General features: G+C 50.5%; 24 protein-coding genes and 6 pseudogenes. 5 read left to right on the top strand and 25 right to left on the bottom strand.

What is annotated here, in order from left to right; genetic code table 11:
• Window positions 1–204 precede the first annotated feature (204 nt).
• From A0V43_RS01335 to A0V43_RS01315, 5 genes are read right to left on the bottom strand one after another with little or no spacing between them, the layout of a single operon-like run.
• Window positions 205–933: a YwiC-like family protein gene (locus A0V43_RS01335; RefSeq protein WP_063192194.1), complete on the bottom strand. Its 729-nt coding sequence runs from the start codon at window positions 931–933 to the stop codon at window positions 205–207.
• A gap of 5 nt (window positions 934–938) precedes the next feature.
• Window positions 939–1,169, bottom strand: coding sequence for a molybdopterin converting factor subunit 1 (gene moaD / locus A0V43_RS01330; RefSeq protein ID WP_063192193.1), 231 nt, complete (start codon window positions 1,167–1,169; stop codon window positions 939–941).
• Complete coding sequence (locus A0V43_RS01325) at window positions 1,166–1,633, bottom strand: molybdenum cofactor biosynthesis protein MoaE (protein WP_063192192.1); 468 nt, start codon at window positions 1,631–1,633, stop codon at window positions 1,166–1,168. The genes moaD and A0V43_RS01325 overlap by 4 nt, the downstream gene beginning before the upstream one ends.
• Window positions 1,630–2,130, bottom strand: coding sequence for a molybdopterin-guanine dinucleotide biosynthesis protein B (gene mobB, locus A0V43_RS01320; RefSeq protein WP_063192191.1), 501 nt, complete (start codon window positions 2,128–2,130; stop codon window positions 1,630–1,632). Before mobB ends, A0V43_RS01325 begins: the two co-directional genes overlap by 4 nt.
• Window positions 2,127–3,386 carry a molybdopterin molybdotransferase MoeA gene (locus A0V43_RS01315; RefSeq protein WP_063192190.1) on the bottom strand — a complete coding sequence of 420 codons (1,260 nt, stop codon included), beginning with the start codon at window positions 3,384–3,386 and terminating at the stop codon, window positions 2,127–2,129. Before A0V43_RS01315 ends, mobB begins: the two co-directional genes overlap by 4 nt.
• Window positions 3,387–3,950: 564 nt before the next feature.
• Here A0V43_RS01315 and ric point away from each other — a divergent pair.
• Window positions 3,951–4,658 carry an iron-sulfur cluster repair di-iron protein gene (ric, locus tag A0V43_RS01310; protein WP_063192189.1) on the top strand — a complete coding sequence of 236 codons (708 nt, stop codon included), beginning with the start codon at window positions 3,951–3,953 and terminating at the stop codon, window positions 4,656–4,658.
• A gap of 86 nt (window positions 4,659–4,744) precedes the next feature.
• Here the strand turns inward: ric and moaA are convergent, their stop codons facing one another.
• Together moaA and modB are read right to left on the bottom strand one after the other, a co-directional pair.
• Window positions 4,745–5,770, bottom strand: coding sequence for a GTP 3',8-cyclase MoaA (gene moaA, locus A0V43_RS01305; RefSeq protein ID WP_063193773.1), 1,026 nt, complete (start codon window positions 5,768–5,770; stop codon window positions 4,745–4,747).
• 53 nt (window positions 5,771–5,823) lie between these two features.
• Window positions 5,824–6,486 carry a molybdate ABC transporter permease subunit gene (gene modB / locus A0V43_RS01300; RefSeq protein ID WP_063192188.1) on the bottom strand — a complete coding sequence of 221 codons (663 nt, stop codon included), beginning with the start codon at window positions 6,484–6,486 and terminating at the stop codon, window positions 5,824–5,826.
• Window positions 6,487–6,707: 221 nt separating this feature from the next.
• On the opposite strand from modB, the pseudogene A0V43_RS01295 reads away from it, so the two are divergent.
• Window positions 6,708–7,419, top strand: a pseudogene (locus A0V43_RS01295) (Crp/Fnr family transcriptional regulator).
• Here the strand turns inward: A0V43_RS01295 and A0V43_RS20090 are convergent.
• From A0V43_RS20090 to A0V43_RS20855, 4 genes and pseudogenes are all read right to left on the bottom strand, one after another.
• Window positions 7,359–7,844: a hypothetical protein gene (locus A0V43_RS20090; RefSeq protein WP_060787878.1), complete on the bottom strand. Its 486-nt coding sequence runs from the start codon at window positions 7,842–7,844 to the stop codon at window positions 7,359–7,361. The pseudogene A0V43_RS01295 and the gene A0V43_RS20090 overlap by 61 nt on opposite strands.
• Window positions 7,845–7,923: 79 nt before the next feature.
• Window positions 7,924–9,002, bottom strand: a pseudogene (locus tag A0V43_RS01285) (ABC transporter permease).
• A complete protein-coding gene (locus A0V43_RS01280; protein ID WP_063192187.1) occupies window positions 8,989–9,945 on the bottom strand; it encodes an ABC transporter ATP-binding protein in 957 nt (318 codons plus the stop codon). The pseudogene A0V43_RS01285 and the gene A0V43_RS01280 overlap by 14 nt, the downstream one beginning before the upstream one ends.
• Window positions 9,946–9,947: 2 nt before the next feature.
• A pseudogene (locus A0V43_RS20855) lies at window positions 9,948–11,111 on the bottom strand (NEW3 domain-containing protein).
• A gap of 134 nt (window positions 11,112–11,245) precedes the next feature.
• On the opposite strand from A0V43_RS20855, the gene A0V43_RS01270 reads away from it, so the two are divergent.
• Together A0V43_RS01270 and A0V43_RS01265 are read left to right on the top strand one after the other, a co-directional pair.
• Entirely contained in the window at window positions 11,246–11,827 is a 582-nt protein-coding gene (locus A0V43_RS01270; protein ID WP_013146107.1) for a sigma-70 family RNA polymerase sigma factor, read from the top strand.
• Window positions 11,817–12,566, top strand: coding sequence for an anti-sigma factor (locus tag A0V43_RS01265; RefSeq protein ID WP_206501575.1), 750 nt, complete (start codon window positions 11,817–11,819; stop codon window positions 12,564–12,566). Before A0V43_RS01270 ends, A0V43_RS01265 begins: the two co-directional genes overlap by 11 nt.
• A 359-nt stretch (window positions 12,567–12,925) precedes the next feature.
• Here the strand turns inward: A0V43_RS01265 and A0V43_RS01260 are convergent, their stop codons facing one another.
• The 14 genes and pseudogenes from A0V43_RS01260 to A0V43_RS20750 form a co-directional block, all read right to left on the bottom strand.
• On the bottom strand, window positions 12,926–14,044 hold the full coding sequence (locus A0V43_RS01260) for a TIGR04053 family radical SAM/SPASM domain-containing protein (protein ID WP_063192185.1): 1,119 nt from the start codon (window positions 14,042–14,044) through the stop codon (window positions 12,926–12,928).
• 195 nt (window positions 14,045–14,239) lie between these two features.
• Window positions 14,240–14,428, bottom strand: a pseudogene (locus tag A0V43_RS20070) (multidrug ABC transporter ATP-binding protein); the annotation flags it as partial.
• Between the two features lie 25 nt (window positions 14,429–14,453).
• Window positions 14,454–14,981, bottom strand: a complete 528-nt coding sequence (locus A0V43_RS20680; RefSeq protein ID WP_014195312.1) for an IS630 family transposase — start codon at window positions 14,979–14,981, stop codon at window positions 14,454–14,456.
• Window positions 14,981–15,511 (bottom strand): IS630 family transposase, encoded by a 531-nt coding sequence (locus A0V43_RS20675; RefSeq protein ID WP_063192184.1) that lies wholly within the window; start codon window positions 15,509–15,511, stop codon window positions 14,981–14,983. The genes A0V43_RS20680 and A0V43_RS20675 overlap by 1 nt, the downstream gene beginning before the upstream one ends.
• A gap of 97 nt (window positions 15,512–15,608) precedes the next feature.
• A pseudogene (locus A0V43_RS01245) lies at window positions 15,609–16,070 on the bottom strand (ATP-binding cassette domain-containing protein); the annotation flags it as partial.
• Window positions 16,071–16,085: 15 nt separating this feature from the next.
• The gene (locus tag A0V43_RS01240; protein ID WP_020753630.1) at window positions 16,086–17,579 is read right to left on the bottom strand and encodes a hypothetical protein; all 1,494 of its coding nucleotides are present in this window, start codon (window positions 17,577–17,579) and stop codon (window positions 16,086–16,088) included.
• Window positions 17,572–18,351 carry a hypothetical protein gene (locus A0V43_RS01235; RefSeq protein ID WP_020753631.1) on the bottom strand — a complete coding sequence of 260 codons (780 nt, stop codon included), beginning with the start codon at window positions 18,349–18,351 and terminating at the stop codon, window positions 17,572–17,574. Before A0V43_RS01235 ends, A0V43_RS01240 begins: the two co-directional genes overlap by 8 nt.
• 81 nt (window positions 18,352–18,432) lie before the next feature.
• Complete coding sequence (locus tag A0V43_RS01230) at window positions 18,433–18,810, bottom strand: hypothetical protein (RefSeq protein WP_020753632.1); 378 nt, start codon at window positions 18,808–18,810, stop codon at window positions 18,433–18,435.
• 269 nt (window positions 18,811–19,079) lie between these two features.
• Window positions 19,080–19,275: pseudogene (locus tag A0V43_RS18455) on the bottom strand (hypothetical protein); the annotation flags it as partial.
• 110 nt (window positions 19,276–19,385) lie between these two features.
• Window positions 19,386–19,754 carry a hypothetical protein gene (locus A0V43_RS01225; protein ID WP_063193772.1) on the bottom strand — a complete coding sequence of 123 codons (369 nt, stop codon included), beginning with the start codon at window positions 19,752–19,754 and terminating at the stop codon, window positions 19,386–19,388.
• Window positions 19,755–19,773: 19 nt separating this feature from the next.
• A complete protein-coding gene (locus A0V43_RS01220) occupies window positions 19,774–20,352 on the bottom strand; it encodes an ABC transporter ATP-binding protein (RefSeq protein ID WP_236930887.1) in 579 nt (192 codons plus the stop codon).
• A 90-nt stretch (window positions 20,353–20,442) separates the two neighbouring features.
• Window positions 20,443–22,425, bottom strand: coding sequence for a hypothetical protein (locus A0V43_RS01215; RefSeq protein ID WP_063192183.1), 1,983 nt, complete (start codon window positions 22,423–22,425; stop codon window positions 20,443–20,445).
• A 97-nt stretch (window positions 22,426–22,522) separates the two neighbouring features.
• Window positions 22,523–22,696 (bottom strand): lactococcin 972 family bacteriocin, encoded by a 174-nt coding sequence (locus A0V43_RS20060; RefSeq protein ID WP_236930886.1) that lies wholly within the window; start codon window positions 22,694–22,696, stop codon window positions 22,523–22,525.
• A gap of 69 nt (window positions 22,697–22,765) precedes the next feature.
• A complete protein-coding gene (locus A0V43_RS20750; RefSeq protein ID WP_257722294.1) occupies window positions 22,766–22,894 on the bottom strand; it encodes a hypothetical protein in 129 nt (42 codons plus the stop codon).
• Between the two features lie 50 nt (window positions 22,895–22,944).
• Between A0V43_RS20750 and A0V43_RS01205 the strand changes: the two genes are divergently transcribed.
• Window positions 22,945–23,850 carry a response regulator transcription factor gene (locus A0V43_RS01205; RefSeq protein ID WP_236930885.1) on the top strand — a complete coding sequence of 302 codons (906 nt, stop codon included), beginning with the start codon at window positions 22,945–22,947 and terminating at the stop codon, window positions 23,848–23,850.
• Window positions 23,851–23,902 lie beyond the last annotated feature (52 nt).

Here is a 23,902-nt window from a genome sequence, read left to right as displayed (position 1 = left end):
ACTTGAAGTGAATCGACATGTTCTAATTTTTATTTATTTGAGAACGAGCATAGAAGAAGAGGTAGGCTTTTGAAACGACCCTTTGCAAAACCGTTACAAGGAATTCACGCCCATTTCACATCATGCTTGTGCAGTGAAAAAGCAATACCGCCTAACCAAAAGAAAACCCCAAACGGTCATGGCCGCCTCCCGTTTGGGGTTCGTTCAAGAGTAAAGCACGATCATCGCGATGAAAAAGTACGCCGCGTTGGCGATTTCCAGCATGCCGAGTTTCATGATCGGCAGCGACTTGCCATATAAATAGACGGCGCGAATGACGCTCGGGACATAGGCCAAAACGGCGAACGGCTCGCCGATGGCGATGAGGCCGATGATCAACAAGGCGTGGTAGCCCCATGACAGCCATTTGTACCGCTCGTTTTTCTTTTCGCGAATCATCGTTTTGACGTAAAACGTGCTGCCGATGAAAAAGAGGAAGGAAAACAGGGCGAGTTCAAATGCTTCGATTGTCAACGCCCCGCGTCCGGCGTAAAAGGCGGCGAGGCCGCCGATGCAAAACGCCGCGATGGCGGCTGCATCATTCCAAAAGGCGCGCTCATTCTTTTTCTTGCTGTAGTAGGTGTTTACTAGGAAAAACGGGATCATCGCCAATCCGAAGAGAACAAGGGTCGGCCGCTGCCAAAGGGAAACGGCCAGGGCCGGCGCGGCGATGGCGCCATAGCGAACGGCAGCGGGCACGTACGGCTCTTTCCGCTTCGTTTTCACCGCCATCAAGAGCGGATACGTTGCCAAATAGAGCGCAAGCCAGGCGACAAAGAGCGGCGCGTGAATCCACGAAAGCCCACCGGCGTACGCTCCGAGCCAAAACGGGATGATGAGCATCGCCCAGGCGCCGTGTTGTTTTGGCATCACCCATTTGCTTTTGTTCGCCATCCGTCTCATCCTCCGCTTACCGGTGGAATAAAGGCGACCGTGTCGCCGGCGTGAAGCGGCGCTTCGTCGCGGACATACTCCTCGTTAACCGCTGTCATGACGCGCCCGAGCGAGATGCCGTAGCGCTCTTCCACTTCGTCTTTCAGTTTTTTCACCGTTTCCGGAACGTGCGGCCACATCACTTCCCGCTCGCCGATTTGCTCGCTCAAATGGGCGAAAAACAATAGACGGATCATTCCTCTTTCACCTCCGGTTTTCCGGACGGATACGCCGTTGTTTCAAGCTGGTCGCCCACCCAGACGCTTCCGTCCTCCCATTGCTCTTTTTTCCAAATCGGCACGATTTGCTTGATCCGCTCAATGGCATAGCGGTTCGCCTCATACGCTTCGGCGCGGTGCGGCGAAGAAACGGCGATGACGACGGCGATGTCGCCGATCTCAAGGCGCCCGATCCGGTGGGTGATGGCGGTTTTCGCCCCTGGCCATTTCTCCGCAATTTCCGCTCCGATTTGCGCGAGCATTTTCTCGGCCATCGACACGTACGCCTCATATTGCAAAAAGAGCGTCCGCTTGCCGTTTGTCCATTCGCGCACCGTGCCGGCAAAGACAGCGACCGCCCCCGCTTCCGGACGCATCACTTTTTTCATCACATCCTCGACCGAAATCGGCCGGTCGGTAATGGCAAACAACGGTTCTGTCATGTTCGTGTTCTCACCTCGTTCATGAGCCATGGAATATATTCGTCATCATCGGCCAACGAAAACACCGGGTGCGCTAGCGGCCCTTCGAGCGGCTCCCAGGCGATGACGGCGCGGATATTGGCGAGGTGCTGAAGCGATGCCCAATCTTCCCAAGTGCGGACGAGCACGACCTTCGGGTGCCGCTCTTGTTTGTAGCCTTCGACCAACACGAGATCGAGCCGAAGCGGCGCATAGATCGCCAAAATATCATCCAACCGCCACAACGGGCGGCGGAGATGAAGCTGCAAAAGCCCGTCCCCTTCCACCGCCGTTGCCACCGCCCCGGCCCGCTCATGGCGGACGGAATCGACGCCTTCCGGCCGCGCGGGCTCGCCGCCATGGCCGTGGTGCTTCACCGTCCCGACGCGCCATCCTTCCCGGACCGCGGCCGCCACCCATTTTTCCATAAGCGTCGTTTTGCCGCTATGTTTATAGCCGACGACTTGCCAGACGTTCATTCGCTTGACCCCTCATCGTCATCAAGAAGCCACACTTCGACCTCATCGCCAACCGCAAACCCTCTCGTTCCGCCCGACAGCACCATCAAGGCGTTCGCAAAGGCAAGCGAGGTGACGATGTTCGACTTGTCCATGCCGACCGGTTTGACGATGAGACGACCATCGATCGCCTCGACCCGGCTGCGAACGAAGCGGGTGAACGGATTCGGCTTCGGAAAATCGGCGCCAAGGGTGGCTTTCGCTTTTTTCAAATACGGCTTGGCCGAAAACAGCCGCGTGCGCACGACCGGGCGGACAAACAGCTCATACCCGACGTAGCACGCCGACGGGTTGCCGGATAAGCCGAACAGCAGCTTGCCGTCCCGTTCCGCAACGGTCGTCACGCTTCCCGGGCGCATGGCGATTTTGTTAAACAACACGTTCGCTCCGAGCCGCTTGTAAATGGCGGGCAAATAATCGAAATCCCCGACCGAAACGCCGCCGGTCGTAATGAGCATGTCCACTTGATCGAGCGCCTGGCGCACAGCGTGAAAACACGCATCGAGGTCGTCGGCGAGCTGGCCGAAATAAATCGGCTCGGCGCCGCTTTTGAACACCTGCGCCTCGATCATGTAGGCGTTGCTGTTGCGAATTTTCCCCGGCACGAGCGGCTCGGAGACGTCGAGCAGTTCGCTGCCGGTCGCAAAAATGCCAATCCGGGGCTTTTTCGCCACCTTCACTTCGGCGTAGCCGAACGTCGCCAAGAGCGCCGCCACCCCGGGATTGATGCGCGTCCCTTTTTCGACAAGCTGCTGTCCCTTTTTGGCGTCTTCTCCTTGAAACGAGATGTTGTCGCCGGGACGGAACGGGCGTTTAATGGCCATATACGTTTTTCCATCCCGCTCGTACTGTTTAGCGAGCTCGAGCATGACGACCGCATCGCACCCCTCCGGAATTTGTGCCCCGGTCATCAAGCGCACCGCTTGAAACGGGCCGACGGGCCGCTTCGCCACTTGCCCGGCGCCGATCGTTTCGATCACTTCAAACTCGACCGGACGATCCAGCCCCGCTCCTTCCGAGTCGGCGGCGCGAATGGCAAATCCGTCATACGGCGAGCGGTCAAACGGCGGCACGTCATGATCGGCGCGCAAATCTTCCGCCAAATAGCGGCCATACGACTGGCGAAGCGGCACGATCTCCTCTTCTCCTCTCCCAGCGTAACGCATCACCCGGGTGATGGCTTCCGCTACGGGAATGGGGGTTCGTCTTTCGACCAACGGTGTTCTCCCCTTTCTTTCCCTCATTCACTTCACTAAGCCCATTTTATCGTTTTATCACAATGATTTCCAATCTTGCAGCTGCTTAATGGTTTTGTCCAATTTTTCATCAACGACGCTGGCATCATCAATATGTTGCAAAATCATCTTTTTCTTCCTCCCAGCGGCTTGCCTTGGCCAGCAGCCACATGCTGACTCCTCCTCTTTTTTCGGCCGTTCACATCTTCTATGCAGCACATTCACAATTTATAGGCTCTTCACCACAACATGTACTTGACAAGCAATACGGTTTCCTGCACAAAGATGTGCAAAAATCACTGATTTGTTGATTTTCCCTCACAAGCGTAAATAGAGTATGTTCAGAAAAAATCAAGTACCACTTTTGGTGAAGAGCCAATTTATATCGTCCGTTTTATTGTACAGGAAAGAAGGGAGCCACTGTTGTGATGTTCATCACATTTCCTTAGTTGTCCACTTTTTCGTTTGTGTGAGATGTGTCACAACGTTGGCGTCCAAAACAAGGTATGCTGAAGCTGTAACGATTTGGTGATGGAGGGATCCGAAATGGAACAGCAGTTTACCGAACAATCGTTGATTGGTGATATTGTCACGGTCTTTCCGAAAGCAGCGGATTTGTTTAAAGCGCGGCGGATTGATTTTTGTTGCGGCGGGCAGCGCCCGTTAAAAGAGGCCATCGAAGAGCGCGGACTGGACGGCGAAGCGCTCCTTCGCGAGCTGAACACCCTTTACGCGGAGGCGCAAAACAAGCCGTCCGGAAACTGGAGTGAAGCTCCGCTAGCCGACTTGGTCGAGCATATCATCAACACGCACCACCGCTATTTGAACGAGGAGCTGCCGCAGCTCAGCCCGTATGTCACGAAAGTGTTGCGCGTGCACGGCATGCATCACCCGCATCTTTCCCGGGTGCATAAACTGTTCCATGAGTTAAAAACGGAGCTTGAGCAACACTTGATTAAGGAGGAAACGGGCGCATTCCCACTCATTTTGCAATTCGCCGACAACCCGTCGCCGGAAAACCGGGAGGCGGTCGAGCAGGCCGTTCGCGAACTCGTCCATGAGCATGACGCCGCTGGCGATCTCATCAAAGACATTCGCGACATCACCAACGACTTCACCCCGCCGGAAGACGCATGCGGCACGTACCGGCTCGTCTACAGCCGGCTCGCGGCGCTTGAAGACGATTTGTTCACCCACATCCATTTGGAAAACAACATCCTCTTCCCGCGCGTGTTGGCGGCGGTGAAGAATTAAAGGAAGAAAGACGCCGATTCGCACTTCCGAAAACATAAACCAAAAACGGGATCGCTTCTTCTACGGAAAGAGCGCTCCCGTTTTTTTCACCCTCCAATATACGACATTTCAATTTTCGGCCGTTGTTTCGCCGTTTCGGCTGTCCGTTCTTCCGAATAGCGGTCCGTCCGCCGGTTCCAGACGGCTGTAATGAGCGCCTTCAGCTCCTCTTTCCCTGCCCCGGCGCGCAGTTTTTCTTTCAAAGACACACCTTTCGAGGCAAAGAGGCACGTATACAGCTTGCCGTCGGCGGAAATGCGCGCCCTCGTGCAGCTTTGGCAAAACGCTTCGGTCACGGAGGCGATAAAGCCGACTTCCACGTCCGTGCCCACGTAGCGGTAGCGGCTCGCCACCTCGCCGAAGTACTCGTGTTCGATCGGCTCGAGCGGGTGCATGGCGTTGATTTGCTCGTACATCTCTTTTTTCGTCACGACATGGGAGTAATCCCAGCCGTTCGTCGTGCCGACATCCATAAATTCAATCAAGCGGAGCGGAATGCCCAAGTCTTTAAAGTAAGCCGCCATCGGCACGATTTGCGAGTCGTTCCATCCTTTTTTGACGACCATGTTCACTTTCACGCCGAGCCCCGCCGCCAGGGCGGCTTCGATGCCTTTTAACACCGGGGTGACGCCGACGCCAATGCCGTTCATTTTTCGGAAAATGTCATCATCCAACGCATCCAAACTGACGTTGACGCGCTTCAACCCGGCCGCTTTCAGCCGTTTCGCCCATTTCACCAAATGGATGCCGTTTGTCGTAAGGGCAACGTCCCGCAAGCCGGGAATCATGGACAACCGCTCAATAAGCACATCCAAATCGCGCCGAAGCAGCGGCTCGCCGCCGGTCAGGCGGATTTTTTCAACGCCAAGCTCGACAAAGCATTCCGCCAACAGCGCCATTTCGTCAACGGTTAACAGCTGGTCTTCCGCCAGAAAGCGAAAATTCGGCCCGAACACCTCCGCCGGCATGCAGTAGACGCAGCGAAAATTGCATTGGTCGATGACCGACAGCCGCAAATCGCGCAACGGGCGGGACAGGCGGTCGGCGATCGTCACCCGGTCGCGCTCTTCCATGGCGCTCCCTCCTTTCCATATCATGGCCGCGTGATGTTCCAACGGCCTGCTCCTTATCGCTGCCAACGGCCTAGTTTCGCCGCACAAGACAATAAACTAAACGACAATCCAATCGTGACCGCCACCCATGCCCACGCCAACTCCATCCGCCCCGACTCCATCGCCATATAGACGGCGGTCGGGATCGTTTGCGTTTTGCCTGGGATGTTGCCGGCAAACATGAGCGTTGCGCCGAACTCCCCGAGGCTTCTGGCAAACGACAGCACCGCTCCGGACAACAAAGCGTTTCTAGCCAACGGCAGTGAAATATGCCAAAACACTTGGCGCTCGTTCGCCCCGTCGATGCGCGCCGCTCCTTCAATGGCGGGGTCGACGGCCTCCAGCCCCGCTTTGGCCGCCTGATACATGAGCGGAAACGACACGACAACCGCCGCGATCACCGCTGCGCCGGGCGTAAACAATATCGTTGTGTGAAACCACCTTTCCACCAGCTGTCCGATTAGGCTATGACGCCCAAACAAGACAACGAGCAAAAACCCGACGACCGACGGCGGCAATACAAGCGGCAGCATAAACACCGTCTCCACCACTGTCTTGCCGCGAAACCGGCGGCGCGCCATCCGTCTCGCCGCCGCTGTCCCGAGGATCGCGACGATCACGCCGGCAAGAAGCGATACGTTTATCGATAACCAAACGGGTGACCAAAATTCCGCCATGAATCAACCCTTCTCTGCTACATCTCCATCTCACTATACGAAAATGAGCAGCCATATGCTGTGATACTGCTCACATTGATTGTATCATATATGCGCAGAAATCCGATTTAGAAAAATTTGTGACAACCCGCACAAAAAGGGGCAACTGATGATTTTTTTCACTTTCTCCCGCTGTGATGTTTTTTACAATAGAAGTAGTCGAACAAATGGAGGTGTCGACAATGCACGGTGAGAGCCGCACTGCCATGAATCGTGATTTCTCCCGCTTGCGTTCGTTGCTGCAGTCGTCAAAAAAAGTGATTCCACTTCGCAAGCAACTCCTTTTTGTTCCAAGAAGGGATGCCGGCCAATGAGCTGTACTTGATTCTTTCCGGCAAAGTGCAAGTGAGCAAAATTTGTCCGGACGGAAAAGAAATGTGCTTCCGCATTTGCGGAAGCGGGGAAATCGTTGGTGAATTGACGCTGTTTACGAACGATGCACGCTACTTGTTGACGGCCAAGGTAATAGAGCCAGGCGAAGCGGCAGTCATAAACAAAGAGGAACTGGAACAGCAGCTGCTGATCAATCCGCCCCTTACCCTTGAATATATGCGCTGGATCAGCAAGCATGCCCGGCGGACGCAGACGAAGTTTCGCGACTTAATTATGAACGGCAAAAAAGGGGCGCTTTATTCAACGCTCATCCGCCTTTGCAACAGTTATGGCGTCCCGCTTGAGGACGGAAGCATTTTTATTGATGTCACATTGAAAAACCAAGATTTAGCCAACTTTTGCGGCACGACGCGCGAAAGCGTCAATCGGATGCTCAACGCCTTAAAACAGGAAGGGATTATCTCGATGAAGCGGGGGAAAATTACGGTTCATGATTTAAACTATTTGAAAGCGGAAATCCAATGTGAAGATTGCCCGGCGGATATTTGCTGCATTGAGTGAGCAAAACGCCAAGGACAACAAAACGGATCGAGCCGTCTCAGGACACTGATGAAAAAAGCGCCCGGCCGGCCGTTGTTCTCGGCACGCCGGACGCTCTTTTTTTCTTGTCGGTTGTGATGCGAATCACTTCTGTTTCTTTTCACCGCCGTATAATGCGTTTTCCCTTTGTCAATTTCAATGTCAGTGATTTGCGCCGTCATTTCGACGCGGACATCATGCAGACCGATCCGCTCCATTTTCAACGGCACCGGTGCTTGGTTCACTCCTTTATGCGCCGCTAACATGTTCGCAGCAGACTGTTGCGTAGTTGCCGCTGTTCCGTTTTTATTTTCCGCCTTTGCCTCTCCTCCTCCCCCGTTGCTGCATGCGGCCAGAAGCGAAGCGGCTAACGCGACGGACAATAACGAAGACATCCTTTGTTTCATCGTTCTCCCCCCTTAGATAAGAAACGCTGTTGGGCGCACACATTTCTTCCGCCCCGTCTGCGGCAAACAACTTGTTTTCTCACCCACTCGCCCGTATCTCCTGCCTCATAAACAACCAATACGCGATCGCAAAGCAGATGAGAGTGGCGGCAATGAGCGCGGTCGCCTGCGGCCAAATGAGCAGCAAACTTTGCGAAAATGGCAAGGGGCCGCAACAGCGCCGGCCGTTTGCTCCACCGTGACGATCCCTAGCGTTCGGACGTCCGGCGAAAGCAAGGCGGTTGTTGATTCATTGAACAAGTAGCTCGGCGACAATCTCATGAGGCCAAGCACCAACTCTTGACGGCCGACCGCCTGCTCGACGGACGTAATGGCGTCAGACTGCAAAAACGGTTTCGCAAACACTTCCACAATCATCGAGTAGAAGAGATTGAAAAACAGCCAAACGGCCATCGACGACAACGCGGATGTCGCCGCCTGGCGGAAGACGACGGAAAACAAAATGCCGAGATTCAGCCAAAAGGCGATATACACAAGACATAACAACAAAAAGCATATGATGCGGGCAAATTCCTCGAACGTGGGTGGAATGCCCAAGATCAAAATGCCCAATGCCGTCACAAGCAGACCGAGAGAGAAAAACAACACAGCGTTCAACAAAAGACCCGCGACAAACTTGCCATTGATCACATAATCGCGCGGAATCGGCTGGGCCATGAGCCGGCTTAACGTCCCCCGATTCCGCTCCGAATTGATGGCGTCAAATCCAAGAGCGATGCCGAGCAGCGGCCCGAGAAAGCTGACAAACGTCAGAAACGAAGGCAACGTTCCGTCCGAGACGGTGAACAGTTTCAGAAACAAGTAGGCGCCTTTCGCGATTTCTTTCGCTTCGTCCGAAGAATCTAACGCGTCGCGAATCGCCGTCATCGCTGTGTACAGCGACCCGAAGCAAGTAAGCAAGATGAGGGCGATTAAAATGATCATGCGCCAACTCGTCAAATAATCGGCCAGTTCTTTTTTGACCATGGCCGAAAAGGCGCTGTTTGCCCCTCTTGCCCGTTTCTTCTCATCCGGCGCACCCGCCTTCAGCCGTTCGCTCCATCTTTTCACATATGAAAAAACATCGTTTGCCCATCGCCCTTCGTTACTCGCCCTCATGTCCATCCCTCCCTTCAAAATAGCGGTGATAAATCTCATCAAGTCCAAAATCCCGCCGGCTGAGATGGAACAGCGAAGATCCGGCTTCGATGATCGTCTGGCTGATGGCGGCGCTCACATCGGTTTGGCAATATACATCCAATCCGTTTTCCGTGCGTTCAACCTTGTTGACGCCCGGAATCGCTTCAATTTTTGCCATCAAACGGTCATCGAGCGGCGAGGCGGCGACGTGAATGACGTACGCATCTTGCAAAAAAAGTTGTTGCGCCAGGCGCTCGATATTCCCTTCGGCCAACAACCGGCCGCCCACGAACAAGCCGACCCGGTCGCAAATTTGCTGCACATGGTGCAATTGGTGGGACGACAAAAGAACGGTAATGCCTTCATTGCGGCTCAATTCGCGAATGAGCTGCAAAAATTCACGCACTCCTTCCGGGTCAATGCCTAATGTCGGCTCATCCAAAATGATCACTTCCGGCCGTTTCATCAACACATCGGCCAAACCGAGCCGCTGCCGCATCCCACGTGAATATGTTCCCGCTTTTTTATGGGCGGCATCGGTCAACTTCACCTTCTCAAGCAGCTCCCACGCCCGCTTTTCCGCCTCGGCGCGGGGAATGCCGTTTAACGCCGCCGTATACAACAAGTTCTCCAAGCCTGTCATGTGATGGTAAAAGCCGACATCATCCGGCAAGTACCCGACTTTCCGTTTCACCTCAATCGGGTTTCGCACCGGATCGATCCCGCATACCCTCACCGAACCGGACGTCGGTTCGGTGAGCCCGAGCATCATCAAAATCGTCGTCGTTTTCCCCGCCCCGTTCGGGCCAAGGAGGCCAAAAATTTCCCCTTTTTGAATCGAAAGCGTCAAATGGTCAACGGCTCGGTGGTCGCCATACGTTTTGCACAAATTGTCAAGCTCGATGACGGCGGGTGCTGCCATGCTTACCTCCTCCCGTATGTTTTGATCAAATAGTACAGCCCTCCAGCCACCCCTGCAATGATCAACAGGGCGACAATCCCCAAAGCGTTGACGTTTTGACAGAGACGCGGAACGCCGCCTCCGCCGACGTTTCCGCCGTTTGCGCCTGGAAGTTGACGACATAATCCCCAGCGATCGCTTCATCCGACGCTTTCACTTTCGCCTTAACTGTTTTGGAATCGCCCGGGTTCAGCTGGGCGATCGTGCTTTGATCGAATTCCACTTCCCAATCAGGCGGAGCGTCAGCCGTCATATTGATGTTCAAAAGCGGGGCGCTTCCGGTGTTTTTGACGACAAGATCGATCACCCGTTCATGCCCGCCGTCACATCGGTGCTTAAGTTTCCTGACGGCGTCGTCAGTTTGAGCGCATACGTGCCCGTAATGACCGCTTCTAACGTCAGCTCAGCCGACGTATCGCTCGTTTGCGCTTTGATCGGGATTTTGTACGTGCCCGCTTTCACATTTTCCGGCGGTTTGATCTCTATGGTAATGTCTCTTGATTCGTTCGGCTCGAGTTTCACCGACGTAACGGAATTGCCTTCCGATTTGAACGTGACTTGCCATCCTTTTTCCGCCGCCGAACTTAACGCGTAATTTTGCGTCTTGGCGGTTCGGTTTTTCAGCGTGACATCATACGTGAAGCTCGAATCCGCGTGCCCCTCGAGGTTCGTTTGTTCCGACGTCAGTTCCGTTTTAAACGATCCTTGTTCCGTCACGCGGACAAGCAAGGGCAATTTGGAGACGCCGCTTTCCCCTTTCGCGACAAGGGAAAAACGATAATCCCTTTGTCGGCATCCAGCGGCACCGTCACTTCCAACGTGACCTCTTCTTCTTTTCCGCCTCGGACGGACAGCTGCTCAATCGTTCTCCCCTCAGCGGTCATCGAAGTCGACCATTCTTTCGGCAGGTGGTCAAACGAGAAGGTGACGTTTTCAATGTTGGAACCGTTGTTGATGACATTGACCGTATAGTCGATTGTTTCCCCCGGCGTCACGGAAAGCCCGGTGTATGGCGTGAAGAGAACAACACCGCTTGCCGCCGCTGCCGGGCGGATCGGAAGAAGAAGCGAAAAGAGTGTCAAGATCATGGCGAACATCATGATGACCCTGCTTCGCACGACGTTCACTCCCTCCTTCTGTTTTCACTTCGTATACGCCAGAAATGGATCAATGGATTTGTTTTGCAGGAGAAAAATGAAATTGTAGAATAGATGCAGTAGGGGCAACAATTCCATCAAGCATGTGTCGGGAGGTGGGCAAGATGGAAGATCGACGGGAAGACATGGAACTGCTCGAGAAGATCGCCGAAGGCTCGCGCGCCGCCTTTGACCGTTTTTACGAAAAATACGCTCCGATGGTCTATCATATCGCTCTTCGAATCGTCGGCAACGAGGTGGAGGCGGAAGATGTCAGCCACGATGTGTTTCTCGAAATCTTGCAAAAACCGCACCAATTTGATCCGAAGCGGGGAAGCGTTCAAGCCTTTCTTGCCGTGAAAACGAAAAGCCGGTCGCTCGACCGCCTGCGCAAGAAACGGGATTTGCTAGTGAGCCGCCTTGAGGAAGCGGCTTTAAAAGAAAAGGGGGCGGAATTCTACTTTCTCCGCCAACTGGAACAACAAGTCATCCTCGATGCGTTAACCCATCTCCCCGAGGAGCAGCGGCAAGCGATCATTCACTTTTACTTTCACGGGGAAACCCAGCGGGAAATCGCCGCCGCGATGAACAAACCGTTAGGCTCCGTCAAGTCGCTCATCCGCTACGGCTTGCGCAATTTGCGGAAACAAAAAGAGTTGTTCCACTGGATGGAGGCTGGCAGAGGTGAAGAACAGCATGAAGCATAGCCATATTTCGGAAGCAAAAATCGTGGACTGGCTGTTAGGGATGCTGTCAGAACAAGAAAAAGAAGACGTGTCCAACCATCTTAAGTACTGCCTTGAATGCCAACGCCTGCTTGAAGCGTGGAAAGACATTGGGCTTAAAGAGGCAGCCCAATATGAAGCACCGCCCCTTTCTCACAAAGAGCGAATTTGGGCCCAAGCGGAAGCGCAAAGACAAACAGCGCGCGCGCAGCGAAAGGTCCGCATCGCTTCGGGATTGATCGGCGCTGCTTTGGCCGTCTTCCTTTTCGCCTTGCGCCTTTCCGCTTCGAACGACGGGCCGACCGCTTCCCATGACGGATCGGATGAGCCATATCGATACCAGATTGTCGAACAACATACCGACATTCCGATCGAGCGAATCATCCATAATCCCAAAACGAAACAAATTCCGATTGAACCATCGGCGCTCTTTCAACAGATGGACGGCACGATTTGGCTCAATGACGATACGAAGGAAATGCTGATGGAAATTGAAGGGTTGCCGCCGTTTGCGACTCGCGATTATCAATTGTGGATCATTTACACCAACAACGAGGTCAAAGGGGAACTGTTGACGATCCGCCACGGAGCGGCGCGCATTTTGATCACCGGCGAGGATGTCAAACAGTTCAAGCAAATTAAAGCGAGCCTCGAACCAAAGGGAGGAAGCGCGGCGCCGACCGGGCCGGAGACATTTATTGTCGATTTGGACCACGAATGATATTTCAACATTGAACGCTCTCCCACCTACGCTTGAGCTTTGAGGTGGGAGATTCTTGGGAACACCCGCCCCACAGCAGGCTGTCCACCAAGCCATCCCCGTGCGTCCCACGGTTCTTTACACCTTCTGTTCTGTGGAAGCAAGAGGAAGAGTGACGGCAAATCCCGATTCATCCCCCACTTACGCTCACGCGTGGAAGTGGGGGATCTTCTCGGTTCAGGATGATAAAAACGGGAAGGGCGCCTACTCCTTCCCCGTATGTTTTGAACACACATCCAACATCCGCCGCATGCGCCCGGGCAACCGTCTCACCAACGCCGTAGCGCCGTCATTTTAAGCGGCCGTTTTTCACCGCCCTCTTACCGTTGGCTTCGCTCTTTTGTCCGCAGCGCCTTTGGAATGTAAACACAATACGGCTCGCTTTCCAAATAGTCTCCCGTCACCGCATACGCCCGCGAGCGTGAGCCGCCGCACACATATCGGAACTCGCAGACGCCGCATTTTCCTTTATATTTGTCCGGATTGCGCAAGTCTTGGAAAATCGGCGAGTGTCGGTAAATGTCCGCCAGCGGCGTTTCTCGGACGTTCCCTGCTTTGACCGGCAGCAGCCCGCTCGGGTAGACATCGCCGATATGGGAGATAAAAACAAAGCCGTTGCCGTCGTTTACTCCTTTCGGCGCGCGGCCGAGCCCGTCGACTTGTCCGGTTAAGCCTTTGTTCAACACGTCTTCGTAACGGATGCCGCCTTTTGCCGTTTTTCCTTCACGCATTTTCGCCTGCAGCACGACGCGGCGGTAATGCTGGCCCGCCGTTGTTTTGATGTCAAACGGAACGCGCTTGCTCGTTTCATACAGCCAGCGGAACACCCGCTCATGCTCAACCGGAGAAATCATATCCTCCTCTTCTCCCCTTCCCGTCGGCACAAGGAAAAAGACGCTCCAAAGGACGCATTTCAGCCTCTCCACCAACGCCGCCATCTCGTCAAGCACATGAACGTTGTATCGCGAAATGACGGTGTTGATTTGCACGGGAATGTCGAGCTCATGCAAGTAGTGAATCGCACGGATCGTCAAATCAAACGAGCCGCTCACGCCGCGGAAATGGTCGTGAATCTCGGCGTTTGGCCCGTCAAGGCTAAACGCCCAGCGCGACAGGCCGACCTCTTTTGCTTTGCGGATCGCCTCTTTCGTCACGTTCGGCGTCGCGCTCGGCGTCATGGACACGCGCAATCCTTTATCGATCGCATATTTCGCTAAATCGTACACATCCGGGCACATGAGCGGATCGCCGCCCGTAAAGACGAGCATCGGCTGATCCATCTCGTAAATCTCATCGATCAGTTTTTTCCCTTCCTCAAACGTCAACTCGCGCGGATCGCGATGGTATTGCGCTTCGGCGCGGCAATGAAGGCACTTGAGTTGACAAGCTCTCGTCAATTCCCAAATCACAATAAACGGATTTTCATTAAAATCGCGCATGGCGGCCCCCTCCTTGGCCTTCATTGTACCGCAACATTCAGGCGCGTTATGTGATATGGATCACATTTAGACCTCAACGCTAATTCCATCTTATCTTTCGATTAGCTCAACTGAAACTCCGAAACTGTGGTCAGCCAAAATGGAGGAGACCTTTATTTCAATTTATATATGAATGTGAGCTTATAACATCGCGTTCTACTTTTTTACTTTTTCAAGTCTGAAACGATTGATTCTGTACACTTCATCACAAAGAACATCAATATCCTCTTGATTATGGCTAGTGAGCAAAATCGTCCTCCCTTCTTCCTTGAATTTCCGAAGCAAGTTTCGGATATTTTCAACGCTGTCAGCATCTAAAGCATTGAATGGTTCATCTATATACATGCAACATGAAGAGTTAACTTCTCAGTCATCCTGCACACCCTAAGCGCTGCAGCACTTCCTCCGGACGTTCGTGGATGTAGTTGACAAACCGAGTAATGGCTTGAATGATATCGTTGCGATCCTTGTGAAATACATTGGCAATCACCGTATCTTTCAGCCATTTCCATAAGCGTTCAATCGGGTTCAGCTGTGGCGAATAGGGAGGAAGGTAAATAAAGTGAAAACACTGCCCTTCTTCCCGCAAAAACTCCTTGACCATTTTGGCATGGTGAATGCGGGCGTTATCCAACACCAAGACCATGAGACGGTCCGGATAGCGCTCTTTGAGCATTCTCAAGAAATCCAAGAACGTCGCGGCATTGGCAGCGGTCGTTTGATGAAGCACCGTTTCGCCATCGTGGATGTTGACCGCGCCAAACAGCGATACGTGGGCATGATGGCCGAACGTCGGCACTTGTTTTTGGCGGCCGACTTCCGACCATGTGGACCGCAAGACATGGTAAGAGCGGATATGTGTTTCATCAAGGTACAACAAGACCGAATCAGGATCCATTAAGTTTTTTTTATGAAGTCGATCTGTTTCTCAAAATTCTTTTGTCGATCCGGATCGCCTTTCGCCAATGTGTAGGTCGGCCGTGTCCACGACAGCCCTTTGCGGTGCAGGAGTTTTCGCAACGCTTCGCGGGAAATGCAAACACCGAAGTGCTTTTCGACATAGGATTGCAGGAGTTTGGTGTTCCACGCCGAAGCGACGTCCCAGCCCAGTTCCGCGGGAGTGGTGGTCAACACAAGCTGTTTGATCTCTTCCTGCTGTTCTTCGGTGAGAAACGGCTCCCGCCCGGGGGCGAAATCCCGATGAAGCAAGAGCTCCAGACCGCCTTCGTTGAACAGCGACACATAATGGGAAACGGTTTGTCGGCACACGTTGACCATGGAGGCCACCTCTTTGCCCAAATAGCCTTCCATGACCAGGCGAACCGCCATCACCCGTTGGCGAAGAAGGGTGTTTTTGATTTTCCGTTCCTGTTTGCGAAGTGTCCGAGGTGTCCATCCGTGATCGTTGGTGATTTTGAGACGTTTCATGCAGAATTCCGCTCCTTTTCCATGCTTTTCCTTAGGAGCAGTATAACCGGAGTGGGAACCACTTATACGAAGGTTAACTTTTCAATGAGCATATATATAAAATAAGCGTTTGTTGATCCTCCATAATGGCTTGAGCAATAGCAAGCTTTTGTTTCATTCCAAGTGAGTAATGTTTGACCTTTTGCGTCGATTCTGGATCTAAACCGACCAACCTCATCGTTTGCTTTATTTTGTCATCACTGATTTTGTTTCGAATGAGAGCCAATGCTTTTAGATTATCAAACCCTGTCTTTCCCGCTATATATCCAGGCCGATCAATGATAATTCCAAAATCACTGGGAAATCGTTTATTGACCCCCAACTCTTCCCCGTCCACGATCACCCTACCGTGATTAGGGAATAGAAATCCACATATGAGTTTGAATAAGACAGACTTTCCTGAACCGTTAGGACCAATAATTCCATAAATTTTCCCCTTTTCCACTGCAAAATTCACGTTTTCAAAAATCGTTGCTCCTTTAAATGATTTACTGACTTGATCTAACAGGATATGCGGCAACTTACTCACTCCTTTTTAGAAATCGAGATCTTGTTTGGAAAAGACATACAGCAAGAAAACAATGGCGAAAACATTCCATAAGAATAGAACGGTGCTGATGCGGTAAATCGAATCATTTGTCAATAAATACGCCATGCTATTCAATCCAGATGGAATAATCCCCCAGTTATTAAAACCCGGGAACATAAAAAATGAAAGTATAGCGATCCCTACGAAACTATAAAATGTTTCTTTGCTCAGCCAAGAGATCAGAAACACAAATAGGACATAAAACGAAACTTGAAGGTAGCCGTTGACCAAAAAATGATAAAACATATCAAGCAATGTAACTGAACGGTCAATAGAAACATGGAAATCAAAAGAAAAACGTTTCAACGACAAAATGAACAAAGCGAGCAATGCTAAAGCGAATAAATATAATCCAATGTATAGCATGATCTTATGATACCACGCCCAAAACCATCGGCTGATCGACTGATAACGTACTAACTTGTAATACCCCATTTCCGACAATTCCGTCTGCAAATGCAATTGGACCAAATAGATGACCCCAAAATAAAGAACCCAATAACATAAAAACGACTTGAAATAAAACGCTTGTTTGGAACCGCCTATAAACATGAAAAGAAACTGGTCCCAAACAGTTTGTCCCACGTTCTCTCGCATTCCAGACCATAATGCTAGAACAACCAAGACAATAAAAGCGGTATATTTCCAATTGTACCCTTTCACATTCAAATCCAGTCGATTGACAATCCATATGAGCAGGATCATCCATCCTATAACCACCGAAAACGATCCCCATATATTGCTGAACTGAGCAACCCCCGAATGCAAAATCAAGTAATGGCACAAATTAAACAGGGAATGAGGAGAAAGAAGTTTAAATGACACTACGCCATACACCCATATGAACACCGCAACAAACACGACAATGTCCTTGTTTTTCCACTTTACATAAAGGATGGCCAAAACAAGGTGAATACAGCTGACACTGAAAACAAGCAAAGCTAAATGCAACACCAACGCTAAAATGGGACTGTTTATAAATTTTTGCAATATTTGCGTTTCGCTTAGAGAAGCATTCAGCCTACTAAACGGACTCCAGCCAGCAAAAGAAGGGGCGCCGATTGACAAAACGAGGCTCACTGCTCCCCAAACGATTATCGATATGCTGGCACTTTGCATCAATCGAACTAGTGTCGCATACACCCAACTTCGATAAGAACCCAACCGTATCAAAACTGCATAATCAAAATCAGACATCATAATTGAAATAGAACGGTATAGAAAGACCGGCAAGATAAAATATAAGATAAGGTAAATATCACCAAAAAACTTATGCAACAAATCCCATTTATTCAACAATAATTTTGTTTGCAACGAAGCAACATACATATGCTCTTTAGCACTTAATCCATATATGTAAATCACTACTCCGAAGAGAATCCATTTGAATGCCAATAGTTCATCCACAAAATCCTTCCATTTGTTTACTACCCTAGTCATGGTGCTTATGCAACCTTTCCTTTAAATAGAACATCAATACCATCACCACAAAACATAAGAAGAGGAATGGCACGAATACTGTCCATAAAGGTTGTTGCGATATACTGAAAGGAAAAATCGTAAAGGTAGGGGAAAATTGATCATACCCCAAAACTTGAGTAATAAAGTTTCCCAACAAGTAATAAACAAATGGAATGGAAAGCGCTATAAAAGGCTTCTCCAAAATCATGACGAGCAATAATCCCATTGTCGCATACATCATTCCATTCAGCCCTACCCATAGTGAGTAAAGAACTCCATATGGCAGCGTGCCAAGGACAAGCAACTGCTCAAACGTTGTATAAGGGATAGGATTCCCATTAGTTGGATAGAAACGAACAATTCCTAAATAAGGTTCAATATACATAGAAAATATAAAAGGGACGAATACGATCAAAAAGGCAATCAAAAAAGATAGAATCGCATTGACGATCAATTTGCTCAAGAAGTAAGTCGTCAAAGGGATGCGGATACGTACATATGGGATAAAATGGTTTTTTTGTTCACTTGGGAAGGAAATCGAATACACAAGAACCATGATAATGGGAAACAACAGCGGCACAAAATTCGAATTCAAGCGGAGAAAAAGATCCAATTGCCTATAGTAAACGTAGCCATCCTTGATTAGCATAAATTGGATGACAGGCAGAACCAACACCAATGCAGCCCAAACAATGCACTGACGCCACGTAAAGACTCTCACAAATTCCACTTTCACTTGATGCCCCAACATGCTTTACACCCTTTCCCAAGCTTGTTTTCATGTTCAAAGAGAATGGACCATCCAAACGGTTTGGTCCATTCTCATGATAAATCAATTGCTTCTCCACTCCCCTTTTACCCTGACATCTACTAATTGAGTAAGATCCGAGCTAAACTCCACTCTCGCATCCTTGCCTGCTTTGATCGAATTAGGCAGTTTGAATGGTCCCCCAACCGTTTCGATACGGACCCAAGGTCCAGTTCCTCCGCTATAAGAATACACTCTTGCATCCAGTGCTTTCCCCAGTATCGATACTTTCAAATCTGCTGACGCGCCGGTAGTCGACTTCGTTTGCTGAGGAGTAAACGCATTATCATTGAATCTTGGAACAATCACGTCATAATCATCATACGTCGTTCCCGCCTGAGCTACTCCTCCTGCGGCCAGAAGCCCTGCTGCTAAAGCAAGCACGGCAAATTTCTTCTTCATTGAGCATCATCCTCCTCATTATTTCAGAGATCACCGGCCGGCTTCACCCTTACTGTACCAAAATAACATTAAAAAAACATCCGTATTTTCCGCAAATTTCATGGCGGAAAATACCTATTTTTGAAATTTCGTTTACAGAGATTGATCGATATTGTAAAATTTTAACGAATGAAGTTGAGAGAAATGGCCTCATGGATCAAAACAGCACATCACTTATCCCCTGTAAAACTCCATGTTTCACCGCAACGTGTGTTCCAACCAAATCAGTGTTCGACATCCAGCAGCACCAGGATATCCGTTTGGCGGCGGAATTCATCGACAAGCGACGGGTGGCTGAACGATATACAATTCATCGGCGACCGGATCAAGCGCCGCGACCGACCAAGTGAAAAACGGAGCTCCTTCGTATAGCGCAAACGCCTTTGGCCGCCAGATAAAAGACACAAAGTAATTAAAAACGTTCACAAATGAAAAAGGGGCTGATCCAAAACTCTCTCGTGTTCTGGGTCAGCCCTATTGCCATGAAAAAGCAGCTCAACCACGTCCTTTTTCAAACTTGAGAAATGAGCACCTTCTCATCTTTTGATCAGTTCAACCGGAACCCCGAAACTGTGATTGGTCAAAATGAAAGAAACAGCATCCCGTTCCTTTTTTGTATGATAAACAATGTGAATAAGCGCTTCATCCGCTTGATCTCCGCACGGTGCCCCCACTCTCACGCTGACGCCCTCTCCGATGTTCTCTAAGCGAGCGACAAGATCCCGGTGCTGACTCAATGCACGTTTCACTTCGGATTGGCTCGGCAGCTTTCCGCATTCAGGTCGAGAGAATTCTTGTTTGCCCGGAAACGGGATAAGCGACAACCCTATCCCTCCTCCTGCCACCAAAAGCCCTCCGCCCAACACTACGGCAATGCCAATGGCCCACCATCTTTTTTTCGTCATCTTGATTTGCCCTCCCTCCTTAACCATGACGAATCCCTTTTAGCGCGTGCATGGCATGAGCAGCTTGCATCATTTTCTCATCATGAGTGGCGACGATAACCGTTCTTCCTTGCTTCGCCAATAATTGAAGCAGCTCGATGACGCGATCACCGTTGCCCTCATCAAGAGAGGCCGTCGGCTCATCAGCAAAAATGACTTGTGCATCTTTATAGAGAGCGCGGGCAATGGCCAAACGTCGCTTTTCACCTCCGCTTAGCCGAGCGGCCAATTCTCGTTCTCTTCCATCCAATCCCGTTTCCGATAACACTTTGCGCACCTTCTCCTTGTCGCCAACGACTTTCGAACGAAACAAACTCGAAGCCATTGTGACATTAAACGCAACCGATTCTTCCTCAATGATTCCGTAATCTTGGAGAACGAATGCCGCATGGTGTTTCCAAAACAGACGGCGTTGCTTCGCTCCCCAATTGGTTGTGTCGACACCATCCATCAATACCCGTCCGCTTGTCGGCCGCAAAAGCAAGCCAAGCACATGGAGAAGCGTCGTTTTGCCCGCTCCGCTTGGACCGACAAGCGCCGTCAAAGCTCCAGGGAGCATACGACACTTTCGTTCTCCATAATCGTTCGCTCATTAATCATCATCGTCACTTGATCGGCCTCAATTCTCATGGAGCCTTCCTCCTTCTTTCTACAACTGGCGCAGGGAGTTTTTCGCAAACACCCAAGCTGCCGCGCCAATATGTATGAACGGCAAAGCAAGCAGTACAAGCGCCCCTGTTAAACCGACTGGCAACCAGCTGTTTGTTCCTTGAAATAGCATGATCACCATGACCATGATCCCCCCTAAAAACCACTCTTTCACGATTCGCCCGCGCAACACCGCCCACCAAGATGCCCCAGCAAGGCGAAGAGGAAAATCGCGTTTTGCTTTTAACACAGCCATAATAAACGCACTAATGGCGGAGGCAATAGCCAAGGCCGCTAAAAGGCCAACAATCGATCCAATTCTAAGCCACACGAAATAGGCATAAAGCTGCGCGCGCAAAATTCCTTCCTCCGCCATATAGTTGACGCGGATTCGGTTCTGAAGGCCGCGCTCAGATACGAGCTTCTGTGTTTCCTCTAATCCGACAAAACTCAACTCCGATGAAGAAGCAACAGAAATCAAAAAGTTGTCGTTGAATAATGCATGGACATGAGGGGCAACGAACAATAACACCTCCTTCGGCCGGGCAAACTCAAGCTGCCCGCCAAAGCGGACAAATGGAAATGGGGACGATCCGGTCAAACGATACATTTTGATCTCATGCCATATATTGCTTGCTTGCTGCTGTTTTCTGACATATAACGGGATCGAGAGTTCTAGAAATTGTTTTGCACCCTTTGGAATTTGCTCCAACGCAAGAGGAACGAGAGATAACCTTTTGTTCTTTCTGCGAACGATATCCAACCATTGTTCATTCACGATGATCATGTAACGGTATGGTGCAATGCTCATGCCATCGATGGACAAATCGTCTTCTTTCCATGCTTTCGATAACACGACGCGATGGTCGGTCTCTGCTTGTCGAACGATGTCTCCTACCGACGGCTGCAACGTCTGAAACAACTGCTCGATTTCTGCTCCCCCAGTGCTTCCTGGACGGGACGGGAACACCAACACCACTTGATCGGCCAACGACTTCCACATGGCTTGTTCCTGTGCCGTTTTTCTGGCATTCATATAAGCTGAAACCGCCGGTGAAACAGTGGAAAGGACGAAAGCAAATACAGCCAGCTTCAACACAGCCGAACTTCTGGCCAAACGCTTGACAGCAGGTTCGCGCATCGCTAACATCTCTGGATTCGGCCATGAGGCAACAGAAAATATCAGCGCGCAAATCAGTGTCGAGAAGATTACCATTGACTCAGCCAAAAGCAATACTTTGCTATAGTAAGGCACAAATCCCCATCCATGGACAAAGCCTACATAAAGAGCCGCCAAGACGTCCAATATGGCAGCGGCGAGAACCATAGCCAGCAAAAAGTGGCTGAAATCCTCGCATTGGATGCGCGACGTCGGAACTCCCGCCAACACACGCAACGCACGCCCTTTCGCCTTGACCGCCAGCCAGTATAAAGCTAATGACACCATCAACATCGAAACAGCCAATAGCGCTACACCGAAATCGCTTTGCACAATCAAAAATTGGAGAATGGTCAACAGTGTTTCTTCGTTCCACTTCTGATCGACCCGATGCGACGTCAGCCAATGTTTCAACTCGTCTATATGATCGGTTTTCCCTGTCACCAAATAATCACCATTGGCAAACGAATGGGCCAACGCGCGGCGATCGCGAATCTTGGCCTCTGGCTCATGGCCAAAACGCTGAATTTTCTTTGGAAAATCCCCTTTCTGTCCCACTTGAACAAAGATCTGCCCTGACTGATTCCCCCGTAAATCTGGCGCGATTTTCATCAATCCTAATTCCCATCGATCGCTCATCGCCCCCAACTGTCGAAACACATCTTCCTGACGCAAATCAGACTGGCTAAAATCCAATGTCACTTTCGCTTTCACACCTAGCTGCTCAGGAAAAAATCGGTCATGGATATCCGAAACAACGACCGCCACCAAAGCTAAGAGAAGAAACTGCACAGCGGAAACCGCGACTACGATTTTTTTATGCATGAGCCTCATTCCTTCCCTAATCCATCATCCCCCGGAAGAGAAAGACCCCATCCCGCTCGGGAAGGGGTGAAAAAAAACTCCCAGTCAAACAGATTCATTATTTGCAAATTCTATAGTAATAGGCGTCATCAGACCATGGGAAATTTAGAGCACCTTTCTCAGCAGCAGAGGTCAATCCTGCAGGGGTATCGACACTTCTTAACATCTCACCATTGTATACAACTGTTGAACCGTGGCACGAAGTTGGATGATAGTAATAGGAGCGAACCATAGCATTCCAGAAGCCATATGTCCATTTTCCTCCCTCACTTGGATATTGGACGGTAGGACCTGGATGCAGCTACGCTCCAGCTTGATTGGGATTTGCCAAGCCAAAAGCGACGATGGAAAGCACCAACACACCAACCAATGCCATGACCTTTCGCAACAGTACATGGACGGTTTTAGGCGAAGCAAGAATCCCAAACATCAGTAATCCTCCTTTTTATACTTCATGCTTTGATCCAAAATACATCACCAATGATTCAGAACACAGGAATTAGCCGGCCGGCTTCACCCTTACTGTACCAAAATAACATTGAAAAAAACATCCGTATTTTCCGCAAATTTCATGGCGGAAAATACCTATTTTTTGAAATTTCATTTACAGAGATTGATCGATATTGTAAAATTTTAACGAATGAAGTTGAGAGAAATGTCCTCATGGATCAAAACAGCACATCACATCACTCATCCCCTGTAAAACTCCATGTTTCACCGCAACGTGTGTTCCAACCAAATGCGTCGCTGCTCGCTGCGTTTTACGAGGGGAGGGGAGAGACAATGGTGAAAATCAACATTTTGATCATAGGGGAGCATGCCCTTGTCATGGATGGCATCCGTCAGCTTTTGGAACGCGAGCCCGACTTGGAAGTAGTGGGAACCGTCTTCTCTCCAGCCGAACTAGAGAAGGAGATCGCTCACTTCCAGCCTGATATCATTGTCATCGATGCTCCAAGCCAAGGGGAAAACTGCCTCATTTGGACAAAGAACATCTCATCACGATTCCCTGCAAGCAAAGTGGTCGTGTTATCGGGGGATGCCAGTACAGAATATGTACAGGCCGTCCACGAAGCAGGGGCCTATGCTTTTGTATCCAAATGCGACTCTGCCGAAACCCTGATTCACGCCATTCGGGAAAGCTATCGCGGGGTGAAATCGTTTCCGGCCGATCTTGCTTTCTATGATGGTTCGCCCTTGACCGACATGGAATTGGCCGTTCTCGATCTCATTGCTAGAGACAAAACAAACAGCGAAATCGGCGAACAACTGAACATCAGCAAACGAACCGTGGAACACCACGTGTCTTCCATTTTGCGAAAACTTTGCGTCAAATCGCGGGCGGGAGCAGTCGGAAAAGCATTTAGACTTGGCTTGCTTGAGTAACCCTGTTTAGTGGTGGGCGATTCAGGCAGCTGAACCATTCCATGGTCAAGGA

Origin of the sequence: Geobacillus sp. JS12 (assembly GCF_001592395.1) — a bacterium.
Lineage (GTDB): Bacteria > Bacillota > Bacilli > Bacillales > Anoxybacillaceae > Geobacillus > Geobacillus zalihae.
This window is presented reverse-complemented; position numbering and strand designations above follow the sequence as displayed.